General features: G+C 59.4%; 10 protein-coding genes, 1 pseudogene and 1 other annotated feature. Of the genes and pseudogenes, 7 read left to right on the top strand and 4 right to left on the bottom strand.

Annotated elements, in window-relative coordinates; all coding sequences use genetic code 11:
• The first annotated feature begins 65 nt into the window (after nt 1-65).
• A complete protein-coding gene (gene upp / locus PXT33_RS03555; RefSeq protein WP_097774028.1) occupies nt 66-692 on the top strand; it encodes a uracil phosphoribosyltransferase in 627 nt (208 codons plus the stop codon).
• Nucleotides 693-794: 102 nt separating this feature from the next.
• Here the strand turns inward: upp and leuB are convergent, their stop codons facing one another.
• The 4 genes from leuB to PXT33_RS03575 all read right to left on the bottom strand — a co-directional run bounded on the left by leuB (nt 795) and on the right by PXT33_RS03575 (nt 5,639).
• Entirely contained in the window at nt 795-1,868 is a 1,074-nt protein-coding gene (leuB, locus tag PXT33_RS03560; protein ID WP_294648854.1) for a 3-isopropylmalate dehydrogenase, read from the bottom strand.
• 185 nt (nt 1,869-2,053) lie between these two features.
• Nucleotides 2,054-2,545, bottom strand: a complete 492-nt coding sequence (gene leuD, locus PXT33_RS03565; protein ID WP_005942253.1) for a 3-isopropylmalate dehydratase small subunit — start codon at nt 2,543-2,545, stop codon at nt 2,054-2,056.
• Nucleotides 2,546-2,563: 18 nt separating this feature from the next.
• Complete coding sequence (gene leuC / locus PXT33_RS03570; protein ID WP_298638969.1) at nt 2,564-3,823, bottom strand: 3-isopropylmalate dehydratase large subunit; 1,260 nt, start codon at nt 3,821-3,823, stop codon at nt 2,564-2,566.
• A gap of 163 nt (nt 3,824-3,986) precedes the next feature.
• Nucleotides 3,987-5,639: a 2-isopropylmalate synthase gene (locus PXT33_RS03575; protein WP_332375967.1), complete on the bottom strand. Its 1,653-nt coding sequence runs from the start codon at nt 5,637-5,639 to the stop codon at nt 3,987-3,989.
• Nucleotides 5,640-5,888: 249 nt separating this feature from the next.
• Nucleotides 5,889-6,156 (bottom strand) — a binding site (T-box leader).
• Between the two features lie 225 nt (nt 6,157-6,381).
• Between PXT33_RS03575 and PXT33_RS03580 the strand changes: the two genes are divergently transcribed.
• The 6 genes and pseudogenes from PXT33_RS03580 (at nt 6,382) to PXT33_RS03605 (ending at nt 13,765) form a co-directional block, all read left to right on the top strand.
• Nucleotides 6,382-6,537, top strand: coding sequence for a hypothetical protein (locus PXT33_RS03580; protein WP_154255888.1), 156 nt, complete (start codon nt 6,382-6,384; stop codon nt 6,535-6,537).
• Entirely contained in the window at nt 6,534-6,806 is a 273-nt protein-coding gene (locus PXT33_RS03585) for an S-layer homology domain-containing protein (RefSeq protein WP_154255887.1), read from the top strand. Before PXT33_RS03580 ends, PXT33_RS03585 begins: the two co-directional genes overlap by 4 nt.
• 168 nt (nt 6,807-6,974) lie before the next feature.
• Nucleotides 6,975-8,813, top strand: a complete 1,839-nt coding sequence (gene ftsH, locus PXT33_RS03590; RefSeq protein ID WP_332375968.1) for an ATP-dependent zinc metalloprotease FtsH — start codon at nt 6,975-6,977, stop codon at nt 8,811-8,813.
• Nucleotides 8,814-8,983: 170 nt separating this feature from the next.
• On the top strand, nt 8,984-9,619 hold the full coding sequence (locus PXT33_RS03595; RefSeq protein WP_044953740.1) for a hypothetical protein: 636 nt from the start codon (nt 8,984-8,986) through the stop codon (nt 9,617-9,619).
• A gap of 173 nt (nt 9,620-9,792) precedes the next feature.
• Nucleotides 9,793-10,496 (top strand): annotated as a pseudogene (locus PXT33_RS03600) (ABC transporter ATP-binding protein).
• Entirely contained in the window at nt 10,493-13,765 is a 3,273-nt protein-coding gene (locus PXT33_RS03605; protein ID WP_332375969.1) for an FtsX-like permease family protein, read from the top strand. Before PXT33_RS03600 ends, PXT33_RS03605 begins: the two are co-directional and overlap by 4 nt.

The raw sequence follows: 13,765 nt of genomic DNA on the forward strand, positions 1-13,765 counted from the left end.
AGCTGTTTTAAATCGTAATCTTGGACCCGATAGAGTTATCTATTTAAAATAAGGAGCGTGTTTTTATGACCCCGATGATCGTTGAGCATCCGCTGCTGCAGCACAAGCTGAGCATTCTGCGCAACAAGCAGACCGGCACCAAGGAGTTCCGTGACCTCGTTGGCGAGATCGCGACCCTGCTGTGCTACGAAGCTACCCGTGACCTGCCTCTGGAAGAGGTGGAGATCGAGACGCCCATCACCATGGCAAAGACCAAGGTGCTGGCTGGCCGCAAGCTGGCTCTGGTGCCCATCCTGCGCGCAGGCATGGGTATGCTGGACGGTATGCTGACCCTGTTGCCCGCTGCAAAGGTGGGCTTCATCGGCCTGTACCGCGACGAGGAGACCCTGCAGCCCGTGGAGTACTTCTGCAAGCTGCCGCAGGATATTGCAGAGCGTGACGTTCTGGTTCTGGACCCGATGCTGGCTACCGGCGGCAGCGCCATCGATGCCATCACCCAGATCAAGAAGCATGGCGCAAAGCGCATCAAGTTCATCGGCCTGATCGCCGCTCCGGAAGGCATCAAGGCCCTGCACGAGGCACACCCTGATGTGGACATCTACCTCGGCGCAGAGGATGACCACCTGAACGAGAACGGCTATATCGTTCCCGGTCTGGGCGACGCAGGCGACCGCATCTACGGCACCAAGTAAGAAACTGTATCACGGAAGGGCAGCTGGGAACAGCTGCTCTTTTTTGTGCAGACGAAAAGGGGAACGACGGCTGTCGTTCCCCTTTGTGCGTTATGGAAAAACTCAGATCTCGGCCAGAATGGCATCGCCCATGGCGGTGCAGCCAAGGCAGGTGCAGCCCTCGCTCATGTTGTCGGCGGTGCGCAGGCCCTTGTCCAGCACCTTGTTCACGGCGGTCTCAATGGCATCGGCCTCCTCGGCCATGCCGAAGGAGTAGCGCAGCATCATGGCGGCAGACAGAATGCAGGCGGTGGGGTTCACGATGTCTTTGCCCGCAATATCTGGGGCCGAGCCGTGGATGGGCTCGTACAGGCCGCGGGTGCCGTCGCCCAGAGAGGAGGACGGGATCATGCCGATGGAGCCGGTGATCATGGAAGCCTCGTCCGACAGGATGTCGCCGAACATGTTCTCGGTAACGATCACGTCGAACTGGGCGGGGTTCTTGACGATCTGCATGGCGCAGTTGTCCACGAACATCTCGCTGTATTCCACATCCGGGTATTCGGCCTGCAGGCGGTGCATCACACTGCGCCACAGGCGGCTGGTGTCCAAAACGTTTGCCTTGTCCACGCAGCACAGTTTCTTGCGGCGCTTGCGTGCGGTCTCAAAGCCGATGCGGCCGATGCGCTCGATCTCGTGCTCCGCGTAGGGCATGGAGTCGATGGCCTGCTTCTCACCATTCTCGAGGGTGTGGGTCTCGTGATTGCCAAAGTATACGCCGCCGATCAGCTCACGCACGATGATGAAATCGATGCCCTGTGCCACGATCTCGGGCTTCAGGGGACTGGCAGGAGCCAGCTGGGGCCAGATCTTGGCCGGGCGGTTGTTGGAGTACAGGCCCATGCCTGCACGCAGGCGCAGCAGACCCTTCTCCGGGCGCTGCTCACCGGGCAGGCCCTCCCACTTGGGACCGCCCACGGCACCCAGCAGGACGCTGTCCGCGGCAAGGCACTTGTCCAGTTCGTGCTGGGGCAGCGGGTCGCCGTACTTGTCAATGGCTTCGCCGCCCATGGCAGCGTCGGTGTAGTGGAAGGTGTGGCCGTACTTTTCGGCCACCTTGTCAAGCACGCGGATGGTCTGCTTGACGATCTCCGGGCTGGAGCAGTCGCCCCAGATGACAGCAATGTTTTTTTCCATTGGGAAACTCCTTCTATCGGTTTGAACCCTCTCAGTCAATGCCTGCGGCATTGCCAGCTCCCCCGAAGGGGGAGCTTTTCAGGCGGGTAAGATATTGTTCGTTGTTTATCCTAGAAGAAAATACATTCGGGAAGATGGCAAAAAGCTCGCCCTTTGGGAGAGCTGGCGCGAAGCGCCTGAGAGGGTTACTGCTGCTTCGCCTTGATGGACTTCATCAGTCCACCGGCGGAGATGATCTCCTGAATGAACGGCGGGAAGGGCTCGGCATGGAACACCTTGCCGTTGGTCTCGTCGGTAATGACGCCGGTGTCAAAGTCCACGCTCACGGTATCGCCTGCGTTGATGGCATCCACAGCCTCCGGGCACTCCATGATGGGCAGACCGATGTTGATGCTGTTGCGGTAGAAGATGCGGGCAAAGCTCTTGGCGATCACGACCGAGATGCCGGCGGTCTTGATGCACAGCGGTGCGTGCTCACGGGAGGAGCCGCAGCCGAAGTTCCAGCCGCCCACCATGATGTCGCCGTCCTTCACCTTCTTGACGAAGTCCTTGTCGATGTCCTCCATGCAGTGGCTGGCCAGCTCTTTGGCATCCTGCGTGTTCAGGTGGCGGGCCGGGATGATGACATCGGTATCCACGTTGTCCGGGTATTTGAAAACAGAACCTTTTGCGTTCATTGTTGTGCTCCTTTCCGATCAGACCGTGCGGGGGTCGGTGATGCAGCCGGTCAGTGCGCTGGCGGCGGCGGTGGCGGGAGAAGCAAGGTAGACCTCGCTCTTCACATGGCCCATGCGGCCCACAAAGTTGCGGTTTGTGGTGGAAACGCAGCGCTCGCCCTCGGCCAGAATGCCCATGTAGCCGCCCAGACAGGGGCCGCAGGTGGGGGTGGACACGATGCAGCCTGCATCAATAAAGGCGGTGGTCCAGCCGCGCAGGATGCATTCCTTGTAAACGGCCATGGTGGCGGGGATGATGATGCCGCGCACGCCCTTGGCAATGTGCTTGCCCTTGAGCACGTTGTAGGCGGCTTCCATGTCCTCCAGACGGCCGTTGGTGCAGCTGCCGATCACTACCTGATCGATCTTGATGTCCTTGCCCTCGCTGGCAAGGTGGGTGTTCTCGGGCAGGTGGGGGTAGCTGACGGTGGGTTCCAGCTTGTCCAGATCGATCTCAATGGTCTTTTCGTACTCGGCATCCGGGTCGGCCTCAAAGAACACCGGCTCACGCTGGCTGCGGCCCTTGAGGTAGCTGCGGGTCACATTGTCCACAGGGAAGATGCCGTTCTTGGCACCGGCTTCGATGGCCATGTTGCAGATGCACAGGCGGTCGTCCATCGTCAAGCTGGCAACGCCCGGGCCGGTGAACTCCATGGATTTGTACAGCGCACCGTCCACACCGATCATGCCGATGATGTGCAGGATCAGGTCCTTGCCGGAGACGCGGGGGCCGAACTTGCCCTTGAGCACGAACTTGATGGCAGAGGGCACCTTGAACCATGCCATGCCGGTGGCCATGCCGGCAGCCATATCGGTGGAGCCGACACCGGTGGAGAAGGCACCCAGTGCACCATAGGTGCAGGTGTGGCTGTCCGCACCGATCACGCAGTCGCCTGCGGTCACGATGCCTTTTTCCGGCAGCAGAGCGTGCTCAATGCCCATCTGGCCCACATCGTAGAAGTTGAGGATATCGTATTTGTTGGCGAACTCGCGGCACTGCTTGGACTGGGTGGCGCTCTTGATGTCCTTGTTGGGCACAAAGTGGTCCAGCACAATGGCAATGTGCTCTTTGTCGAACACACCGTCAAAACCGGCCTTTTCAAACTCGTTGATGGCAACCGGGGTGGTGATGTCGTTGCCCAGCACGATGTCCAGCTTTGCATTGATGAGCTGGCCTGCCTTGACCTCGGCAAGACCGGCATGTGCGGCAAGAATTTTCTGCGTCAGGGTCATTCCCATGATGGTACTCTCCTTTTATCTGTTGGTAGAACTCCTTCAGGCACGGCTTGCGCCGTTCCAGCTCCCTCAAGGAGGGAGCCTCTGGCGAAACGGGAAACTTTTCCGCACTGCCAGGGGCCCCATCTCCGAGGGGGCTGTCTGCGAAGCAGACTGGGGGAGTTCTTTATTTATTATTGATGGCGCTCACCAGTGCCTTGATGCCGGCCACGATGATATCGGTATCCGTACCAGCACCCCATGTGACGGTGTTATCGCCCCAGACAAGGCCGACGTAGGAGGCAGCGCGGGAGGTGGAGCCTTCGTCCAGACTGTGCTCGGAGTAGGTCTCGAGGTGGAACTCCATGCCGGTGGCGCTCTGGATGGCGTTTGCCACAGCGTCCAGACGGCCATTGCCCACCGAGGTGACCACCTTGCGCTGACCGTTCAGTTCCAGCGTGACGGTGGCGGTGATGCCACCCACCTGTGCAAAGTGGGCTTCCAGAACGTTGAGCGGCTTGCAGCGGTTGAGGAAGGCATCCTCGAAGATGTGCAGCACCTCGTTTGCGCTCAGCTCCTTGTGGCTGTGGTCGGAAACGCTCTTGACCTTGTAGCCCAGCGCCTCGCGCATTTTGGGCGGCAGGTTGTAGCCGAAGTTCTGTTCCAGCACAAAGCCGATGCCGCCCTTGCCGCTCTGGCTGTTGATGCGGATCACATCGGCATCGTAGGTGCGGCCGATGTCGTGGGGGTCAACGGGGATGTAGGGGCAGGTCCAGCGGTGTTCGCCATGCTCCTTGCGGTAGGCCATGCCCTTTGCAATGGCATCCTGATGGCTGCCGGAGAAGGCGGCAAACACCAGCTGACCGGCGTAGGGGGTGCGCTCGTAAATGTGCATCCGGGTCACACGCTCGTAGGTGGCGCAGATGTCCGGCATATCGGAGAAGTCCAGCTTGGGGTCCACGCCGTGGCTGTACATGTTCATGGCCAGTGTCACGGCATCCACGTTGCCGGTGCGCTCGCCGTTGCCGAACAGGCAGCACTCCACCCGCTGTGCACCCGCCAGCACGGCCAGCTCTGCGCAGGCCACGCCGGTGCCGCGGTCGTTGTGGGGATGGGTGGAGATGATCACGCTGTCGCGGTATTTCAGGTGCTTGTCGCAGTACTCGATCTGGTTTGCGTAGACGTGCGGCATGCTCATTTCCACGGTAACGGGCAGGTTGATGATCATGGGACGGTCCGGGGTGGGCTGCATGATGTCCAGCACGGCGTTGCACACATCCACGGCATAGTCCACCTCGGTGCCGGTAAAGCTCTCAGGGCTGTACTCGAACAGGAAGTTGCCATCATACTCCTCGCTCAGCTGCTTGACCAGCTTTGCGCCGTCGGTGGCAATCTGCTTGATCTCCTCCTTGCTCTTGTGGAACACCTGCTCGCGCTGGGCCACAGAGGTGGAATTGTAGAAGTGGATCACCGCGCGGGGTGCGCCCTTGACGGCCTCGAAGGTCTTGCGGATGATGTGGTCGCGGCACTGGGTCAGCACCTGCACGGTGACATCCTCGGGGATCATGTTCTTCTCGATCAGGGTGCGCAGGAACTCATACTCGGTGTCGCTGGCGGCAGGGAAGCCCACCTCGATCTCCTTGAAGCCGATCTTTACCAGCATCTGGAAGAACTCCAGCTTTTCCTCAAGGCTCATGGGCACGATCAGGGCCTGATTGCCGTCGCGCAGGTCCACACTGCACCATGCGGGGGCCTTTTCAATGTGATCCTTCTTTACCCAGCTGTCATAGCCTGCGGGTACCGGGTAGTAACCCGGAGCGTACTTGGTTGCGTCCATCATAATGTGCGTCCTCCCAAACGATTTACACTTCTTGCTCCATGCTCTTTGTGAGCGTCCTTGCCCTCTCAGTCTCACATTCGTTCGACAGCTCCCCCAAAGGGGAGCCCTTGGCAAAACCGAAAACTTTGCCGTACTGCCAAGGCCTCTCACTTTGGGAGAGGTGGCACGGCGTAAGCCGTGACGGAGAGGGCAAGCCTGCTTCCAAAAGGCAGATATACGAAAAGGCTCTCGTCTTTCAAGGCGAAAACCTTGAGAGACGAGAGCCTGTAAAGTTCAAACTACAGGGCACCCGTGGTACCACTCTCTTTGCTGCGCCTTTGGGCACAGCCGCTTTGCACGATCGGCTTTTTGCAGCGAATCGCTGTCCTTGTAACGGTGGACATCCGTCAGAGCCTACTTGTGTGTTCAGCCCTGCCGCTCAGGGGCCAGTAACCGAAACCCTCTGCACCTGCCTTGCACCACCCGGCGGCTCTCTGTACGCAGAAGAAAATCGTTTTTTCCCCGTCAACGCATTTGTGCTTTTTTCAAAGTGGACTAAGTTTAGCATGATTCGCGGGCAGTGTCAAGCAATCTGACTCATTCTCAAAATGAAACAATTTCACAAAATAAGGGGCAGAATTTTCCAAAATTGTGCACCGGTCGATTCGACGCATTTTTCGGTCGATTCGTGTCAAACGAATGCCCGGGGGTGGGTACGGGTGTATGATAGGCTCAAAGATATAACAGAGGAGGTACACCCTACATGAAACTACGTACCCGTAAATTCCTTGCCGGGCTGCTGAGCCTTGGCCTGCTGCTGCAGGCGGCAAGCCCCCTCAGAGCATTGGCGGCGCAGTTGCAGCTGTTATTGTTGGCGGCGCAGCAGTCTGGGGCGGCTACGAGATCGCTACCCGGGTGATCCTGCACAACATCCTGCCCGAGGGCGCAGAGATCCCCGCAAACCGCGGCCAGCTGGCACTGCTGGTGTGGAACACCGCAGGCAGACCTGAACCTGTGAACACCCCGGCTTTTGCGGATGTGGCAGATGCCGACACCGCCAAGGCAGCCCAGTGGTGCGTGGAACAGGGCATCATGGAAGCCAAGACCGCAGAAACCTTCAAGCCGGAAGGCTGGACCCCCAAGCTCAAGGTCATTGAGGTCTGGAACAAGGCGTTCCCCAAACAGTAAACCTATACTAAACCAAAGAGAGCGGCTTCGGCTGCTCTCTTTTTGTATGCAGAGGGAACCTTTGTTAACAAACTGCTAAGTTTTTGGAAAGTTGTGCTCGAATTGCTGTTGCGCCCGGTTTTACTGTGCTATACTACTTGCATCAGGAACCAAAGGAGGAATTGCCACATGAAAGAAGTCAAACCTTCCAAAAAGCCGCTGGCGATTTACTACGCCATCGTGCTGGCGGTCCTGCTGCTGCTCAACCTTGTGCTGCTGCCGTGGATGAGCGAGCGTCAGGTGGAGGAAGTGGACTACGGTACCTTTATGACCATGACCGAGGAAAAGAACATCGGCCGTGTGGATATCGAATCCAATCAGATCATTTTTACCGATAAAGAGGAAAAGCAGGTCTACAAGACCGGCCTGATGAACGACCCGGAGCTTACCCAGCGCCTGTATGATGCCGGAGCACAGTTTTCCAGCGAGATCGTGGAGCAGGGGTCGCCGATGCTCAATTTCCTGATCTGGTTCCTGCTGCCCATCCTGTTGTTCAGCTTCATCGGCAATCAGATGAACAAAAAGCTGATGGAAAAGGCCGGCGGCGGCCCGGGGTCCATGATGTTCGGCGGCGTGGGCAAGTCCAACGCCAAGGTCTATGTGCAGTCCACCCACGGCATCCGCTTTGCGGATGTTGCCGGTGAGGATGAAGCTAAGGAAAACCTGCAGGAGATCGTGGATTACCTGCACGACCCCGGCAAGTACGAGAGCATTGGCGCATCCATGCCCAAGGGCATCCTGCTGGTGGGCCCTCCGGGCACCGGCAAGACCATGCTGGCTAAGGCCGTGGCAGGCGAATCCAACGTGCCGTTCTTCTCCATTTCCGGTTCTGAATTCGTGGAGATGTTCGTGGGCATGGGCGCATCCAAGGTGCGCGACCTGTTCCGACAGGCCAAGGAAAAGGCCCCCTGCATCGTGTTCATCGATGAGATCGATGCCATCGGTCAGAAGCGCAACAGCGGCAATCTCGGTGGCAACGACGAGCGTGAGCAGACTTTGAACCAGCTGCTCACCGAGATGGACGGCTTTGAGAGCAACACCGGCGTCATCATTCTGGCGGCTACCAACCGCCCGGATTCGCTGGACCCGGCGCTGACCCGTCCCGGACGTTTTGACCGCCGTGTGCCGGTGGAGCTGCCCGACCTTAAGGGCCGCGAAGAGATTTTGAAAGTGCACGCCAAAAAGGTGGCGCTGGCCCCGGGCATCGACTTCAACACTGTGGCCCGCATGGCTTCCGGTGCATCCGGTGCGGAACTTGCCAACATCGTCAACGAAGCAGCTCTGCGCGCTGTGCGTGCAGGCCGCAAGAGCGTGACGCAGGCCGATCTGGAGGAGAGCATCGAGGTGGTCATTGCAGGCTACCAGAAGAAGAACTCCATCCTCACCGACAAGGAAAAGTGCATCGTGGCCTACCACGAGATCGGCCATGCACTGGTGGCGGCCAAGCAATCCAACTCTGCCCCTGTGCAGAAGATCACCATTATCCCCCGCACCTCCGGCGCACTGGGTTACACCATGCAGGTGGACGAGGGCAACCACTACCTGATGAGCAAGGAAGAGCTGGAAAACAAGATCGCCACCCTTACCGGCGGACGCGCCGCCGAGGAAGTGGTGTTCCGATCCATCACCACCGGTGCCTCCAACGATATCGAGCAGGCCACCAAGCTTGCCCGCGCCATGCTTACCCGCTACGGCATGAGCAAGGACTTTGACATGGTGGCGCTGGAGACCGTGAACAACCAGTATCTGGGCGGTGACACCTCGCTGGCCTGCTCGGCGCAGACCCAGCGCGAGATCGACCAGAAGGTGGTGGAGCTGGTCAAGGCCCAGCACGAAAAGGCCATCCGCATCCTGACCGACAACCGCGCCAAGCTGGACGAGCTGGCACAGTATCTGTACCAGAAGGAGACCATCACCGGCGAGGAGTTCATGGAGATCCTGAACCGGGAACCGGCACAGGCCCAGTGACCCCGGCGGCAGAGCTTCCAAAAAATTTTTTAGCCTGCTGCAATAATCCCGCCGCCGCATCCGTTTATAAGACAGATGCGGCGGTTTTGTATTACACCGCATAGCAGACCATGGTTCTCCATAAAACAAAAATGTGCGGTGCAAAACCGCCGTCAACGGAGGTATTCCAAATGAAACTGAACCATAAATTTGTCCGTACCGTCACCACCACCGCTGCAGTGCTGGGTGCTGCCGCCATGCTGAGCGTGGGCGCATTTGCCGCAGAGGCAGACATCAACGACCCTGCTGCCGCAGGCTATCTGCCCCCGCAGGAGCAGATGGTGCAGGGGGATATCGCCCTGCACAGCGCCGATGTGGCAATCGGCGAAAAGGACCCCACCTACGGCGGCTACGGCGCACCGGAGGGAAACCCCATTCAGGGCAATATTATGCTGATCTCCGGCGATGAGCTGGCCGCCCCGTCCGCAGATGCAGCGGCGAAAAAGAGCGAGGCCCGTTACACCGTCAAGGGCCTGTTCGGCAGAGAAGTGCTGTACACTGCCCGCCAGAAGGACAGTGTGCTGACGCTGGATGTGCCCGCCGGTTCTGCCACCTTCCGCACCACCGTGCAGGACATGCAGACCCTGCTGAACGAGGGCGTGAGCACGCTGGTGGTCCAGACTGAGAAGGGCTCCACCACCCTGAACCTGTCTCTGCTGGTGGAGGGCCAGAAGGGCACCGACCGCGTGGTGCTGCGCCGACTGGGCGAAAACACCTTCCTCACCGTGGGCCTGCGCTGCCGCCGCGATTTGATCGTGGGGCGCTGACCGCTGAGATCAAATGATGAAAGGGCTGCTGCACGCAGGGATGTGCAGCGGCCCTTTTTGCGCTTTTCTGTTAAGTTTTTGAAAATTTGCGCAGATGTCTTTGCAAAGTCTGCCGGGAGATGTTATAGTTAAATTGAAACAGTATGCATTCCCGATAGAAAGGAAAAAACGCCATGGAGCATTTTGTGGAGTTTGAGGACGTTTGCAAATATTATCAGACCGGCAGTGTGAAGATCGCCGCCGCAGACCACCTGAATTTCTATGTGGATAAGGGGAGTTCTGCATCATCGTGGGGCCCTCCGGCGCAGGTAAGACCACCCTGCTGAACATCCTCGGCGGCATGGACAGCTGCGACGAGGGAAATGTCTGGCTGGACGGCCAGAACGTGAGCCATTTTACCGCCAGAGAGCTCACCACCTACCGCCGGTACGACGTGGGCTTTGTGTTCCAGTTCTACAACCTTGTGCAGAACCTGACCGCACTGGAGAACGTGGAGCTGGCCAGCGAGATCTGCCGCGACCCGCTGGACCCCAAAGAGACCCTGCGCAGCGTGGGTCTGGGAGAGCGGCTGAACAACTTCCCGGCTCAGCTTTCCGGCGGCGAGCAGCAGCGGGTGTCCATTGCCCGCGCACTGGCCAAAAACCCCAAGTTGCTGCTCTGCGACGAGCCCACCGGTGCACTGGATTACAAGACCGGTAAGCAGGTGCTGGCCCTTTTGCAGGATACCTGCCGCCGCACCGGCCGCACGGTGATCGTTATTACCCACAACACCGCCCTGACGGCGATGGCAGACCGCATCATTCAGGTGCGCAGCGGCAAGATCGTCTCCAATCAGGTCAACGAGCACCCTGTGCCGGTGCAGGAGATTGAGTGGTGAGAGCTGTGCTGAAAAGTTATCGTAAAAACATCCTGCGGGAAATGAAGGACAACCTGAGCCGCATGGTCTCGCTGTTCGGCATCGTAGCGCTGGGCGTGATGATGCTGACCGGCCTGATGAGTTTTGCGCCCAGCATGCGCATCGCCGGGCAGAAATACTACGTGCAGCAGAACGTGTTCGACCTGCGGGTGCTGTCCACGCTGGGCCTTTCGGAGGAGGACATTGCCGCCATTGCCGCCGTGGACGGCGTGGAGGCTGTGCAGCCGGTGAAATATCAGGACGTGGAGGCCCAGTGGCAGGGCCAGAGCGAGACGGCGGTGGTGCGCCTGCAGCAGCTGCCCGCCGACCCCGGGGCCGACACGGCAGAAAATATGGACCGTCTGGTGCTGCTCTCGGGCCGGATGCCTGAGGCCCCGGACGAGTGCGTGGTGCATGTGATGGGCTACGGCGACCCGGTGGAACCGGGCACGGTGCTCACCCTGCCGGAGGACACCGAACATGTGAGCCGGAAGCAGTTCACGGTAGTGGGCACCGTGCAGGACCCGCAGCATTTTTCCACGGACAAGGAGAGCAGCACCGCCGGTGACGGCCAGCTGGATGATATCGTATTCCTGCCGGAAGGCAGCCTGACCATGGGTTATTATACGGCGTGCTATCTCAAGGTGAAAAATGCCGACCTGTATGATAATTACTCGGACGCGTATCAGGCAGCAGTGGATGACACAGCCGCAAGGGTAAAGGCCATCAGCGGCGCACAGTGCACGGCCCGGCGGGCGGAGCTGATCGAGGATGCCAGTGCAGAGCTGGCCGATGCCCGGGCCGAGTACAACGACAAAAAAGCCGAAGCAGACCGTCAGTTTGCGGAGGCAGAGCAGCAGCTGGCCGATGCACAGGCACAGCTGGACAGCGCCAAAGCCCAGCTGGACGCGGGCGAAGCGGAGCTTGCCGCCAACAAAAAGGCCCTGCCGGATACTATGCAGGGCGGTGCGGACGAGCTGGTGAGCGGCGAGGAACAACTGCTGGAATTTGAGGATCAGCTGCAGCAGATCGAGATGCTGGTGAACCTGAAAAAGGTGGCCGACCCGCTGCTGGGCTATGCCGAAACGGCTCTGAACAATGCACAGAAAGCGCTGGACGAGGCCGAGCCCGCCGACGAGGAATACACCGACCTGCGGGACGCCCTGCAGAAGGCGCAGGATGCTTACGACAACATCAGCGGCCAGCTGAACGGCTATCAGGCTCAGCTGGACGCGGGCAAGCGCCAGATGTATGCACAGGGGCTGATCTCTTCGCCCAGCCTTTCCAACGAGCAGCTGGTGACCGAAGCCAAAGCCGCACTGCGCCAGATGAAGGTAAAGCTTCTGCAGGGGCAGCTGCAGCTCACCACCGGCACGGCCACAGCCTACACCCAGTTTGATGCGGCTCGCACCCGGCTGGACGAAGGCTGGCAGCAGTACAACGACGGCGTGCAGCAGCTGGCCGATTCCCGCGCGGAGTACGAGAGCCAGAAGGCCGATGCCGAACAGCAGCTGGCCGACGGCCTTGCCCAGCTGAACGATGCCGAGGAGCAGGTGAGCCAGATCAAGAGCGGCGAGTGGTATGTGCTGGACCGCGGCTCCACCGTGAGCTTTGTCACCTTTGAGCAGTATGCCGACCGCATGGATGCCATTGCACGGGTGTTCCCGGTGTTCTTCTTCCTGGTGGCGGCGCTGGTGGCCACTACCACTATGACCCGCATGGTGGACGAGAACCGCCTGCAGCTGGGCACCCTGAAAGCACTGGGCTACTCCAACGCAAAGATCGCAGGCAAGTATCTGTTCTATGCCCTCAGCGCCAGCGTGCTGGGCAGCATCGTGGGCATGGTCATCGGTTTTGTGGTGTTCCCGCTCATCATCTGGTATGCTTACCAGATGATCTTCAGCATGTCCACCTTTACGCTGCACTTTTACCCCGGCATGGCGGCAGCCAGCGTAGCCATCAGCGCGGCCGTCATCGGTTTTGCTACATGGAACGCCTGCCGTGCCAGCCTGAAGGAAAAGACCGCAGCTTTGCTGCTGCCCCGGGCCCCGGTGGCAGGCAAGCGCATCTTTTTGGAGTACATCACCCCGCTGTGGCAGCACATGAGCTTCTCCCAAAAGACCACAGCCCGCAACCTGTTCCGCTACAAAAAGCGCTTTTTCATGACAGTGCTGGGCGTGGCAGGCTGCACGGCGCTGCTGCTGATCGGTTTTGGCATTCAGGATTCCATCCTGCCCATCGTGGACAAGCAGTCCGGGCAGCTGACCCACAACGATCTCACCATCTCGCTCAGCGATGAAAAGGCGCTGACCATGGAGCAGGGCCTTGCCGACACGCTGGACAGCAGCAGTGCGGTCCACAGCTGGGGCGCGTTCTACACAAAGTCCACCACCCTTTATAATGAAGAGGGCGGGAGCGCCGATGTCAGCATCGTAGGCGCGGAGGACGATGCCCGGATGACCGAATACTTCACCTTCCGCACTCGGGTGGGCCACGACCCCATTCCCTTTGAAGAGGACAGCGTGATCCTGACCGAAAAAACGGCCCTGAATCTGGGGCTGAGCGTAGGCGATACGTTCTATGTGGAGGCAGCAGACGGGAGCCGCGTGCCGCTGGTGCTGACCGGCATTACCGAGAACTACATGTTCACCCGGCTGTATCTGTCCGGTGCACAGCTGGAGAGCCTGCTGGGCGGCACACCGGAGTGGAATACTGTGTACGGCCTGACCGGCTGTACCACCGAGGCGGAGTACAACGCCCTGCGCACAAAGCTGCTGGACTGCAACTATGTGAGCAGCGTCAGCTTCACCGAGGACACCACCTCCATGTTCGGCAGCCTGATCGGCAGCCTGAACTACGTGGTGGTGCTGATCATCGTGTGCGCGGCGGCGCTGGCGGCGGTGGTGCTGTACAACCTGATCAGCGTCAACCTTGCCGAGCGCAAAAAGGAGCTTGCCACCATCAAGGTTCTGGGCTTCTATGACAAAGAAGTGTACCGCTACATCTTCCGCGAGATCGAGCTTTTGTCCCTCATCGGCTCCGGCGTGGGCCTGCTGCTGGGCGTGCCGCTGCACCGGTTCATCGTCCTGACCGTGGAAATGGATCAGCTGATGTTTATTCGCACCATTGCACCCCACAGTTATCTGCTGGCAGTGGCATTGACGATGCTGTTCACCTTTGTGGTGTGCTTTGCCATGCGGCGGCATGTGCGGCATATCAGCATGGTGGAAAGCATGAAAGCCCCGGAGTGA

This window comes from Faecalibacterium taiwanense, from assembly GCF_036632915.2.
In the GTDB taxonomy this organism is placed as follows: Bacteria; Bacillota; Clostridia; order Oscillospirales; family Ruminococcaceae; genus Faecalibacterium; species Faecalibacterium taiwanense.